The sequence below is a fragment of the Streptomyces sp. NPDC107498 genome (genome assembly GCF_055582805.1).
In genome coordinates this window covers 1-1,673 of sequence record NZ_JBVJPE010000061.1, presented here as the reverse complement: position 1 = coordinate 1,673, position 1,673 = coordinate 1, and the positions used below count along the sequence as shown (strand labels likewise).

The 1,673-nt window shown below is 70.7% G+C and carries 1 protein-coding gene; it reads right to left on the bottom strand.

The features are described from left to right. A partial coding sequence (locus tag ACZ66Z_RS36685; RefSeq protein WP_469940315.1) for a non-ribosomal peptide synthetase occupies nucleotides 1-1,673 on the bottom strand: 1,673 nt, incomplete at both ends.

Genomic DNA, 1,673 nt, shown 5'->3' with positions numbered 1-1,673 from the left:
GCCTGGGTGACGGCCGGGTGGGTCAGGAGCGCGGCCTCGGTCTCACCCGGCTCCACCCGGAAGCCACGGATCTTGATCTGGTCGTCCGCCCGCCCCTCGTAGTGCAGCCGCCCGCGCCGGTCGAAGTGGGCCAGATCCCCCGTCCGGTAGAGACGCCTGCCCTCCGGACCGAAGGGATCCGCCACGAATCGGGTGGCGGTCAGGTCGGAGCGGCCGAGGTAGCCGTGCGCGAGTCCGTCGCCCGCGAGGTAGAGCTCGCCCGTGACTCCCGGCGCGCACAGGTTCAGCTGGGCGTCCAGGACATAGGCGGCCTTGTTCACCAGCGGCGCGCCGATCGGAATCAGCACGTCATCGGGCTCGATCGTGTGGGTGGTGGTGAACCCCATGGACTCCGCCGGCCCGTAACCGTTGACCACCCGGATCCCGGGCCTGAGCCGCTGGAGCTTGTGCACGTGCGCCGGGGAGGCCGCCTCACCACCGGTGAAGGCCACCGTCACCGTCTCGAAGGCCTCCGGGTGCTCGTCGACCAGGAAGTTGAACAGACTCGCCGACAACTGCAGCATCGTCACCCCGTGCCTGCGGGACAACTCACCGATCAGCACCGGCTCCGGCCGCTGCCCCGGCTGCAACACCGTCGACCCGCCGTGCAGCAACGCACCCCAGAACTCCAGACTGAACGCGTCCCACGACACCGGCGAACACTGCAGAAACACCTCACCCGCACCGAACGACCCGTACGACTGCCCCGACACCGTCGACACCAGATTCCGGTGCGACGACAAGATCGCCTTCGGACGACCCGTCGAACCCGACGTGAACATCAGGCACGCCACGTCGTCGGCGCTCAGTTCCGTGCCGAGGTCCTCGCCGCTGAGGTCCGCCAGCTGTTCGGGGGAGCAAGCGACCGTGTCCCAGGGGCCGGTCAGGCGGGCGGCGAGGTCGGGCTCCGCGACCAGGACGGCGATGCCGGCGTCGGTCGCCGCCGAGCGGAGCCGCTCGTCCGGGAAGTCCGGGTCGAGGAGCGTGTATCCCGCCCCCGTCTTGAGGACCCCGATCACCACCGCCGCGAACTCCACCCCGCGTCGCCAGAGCACGCCCGCCATGGCACCACGGCCCAGGCCCCGGGAGCGCAGGTGGCGGGCCCAGCGGTTGGCGGCGGCGTTGAGCTCGGCGTACGTGACCTCCCCCGCCTCGTCGACGAGCGCGACCCCGTCGGGGAACCGCGCCGCCTGCTCCTCGAACCGCTCCACGAGCGTCGTCTCCACGGTCCCCGCCACCGGACCGGACCACCGGCCCGTCAGCAGCTCGCGCTCCGCCTCCGACAGGACCTCCAGGTCCGACAGCCGTCGGTCCGGCTCGTCGAGGGCCTGGGTCAGCACCTCGCCGAGGACGGTCACCATCCGTCGTACCGTGATCTCGTCGAAGAGCTCCGCCGCGAAGAGGACGGTGGACCGCAGCTCCTTCTCGTCGTCGGAACGGAGGAAGAACTCCAGGTCGAACTTGGCGGATCCGCTGGAGATCTTCTCCACCGGGCCCGTCCGGACCCCGCTCAGCTCGAAGGCAGGGCCCCCGTCGGTCTCCAGGCCGAGGCTGATCTGGAAGAGGGGGTGGCGCGAAAGGCTCCGGGTCGGGTTGACCGCTTCGAGGACCAGGTCGAACGGAGCCTCCTGGTG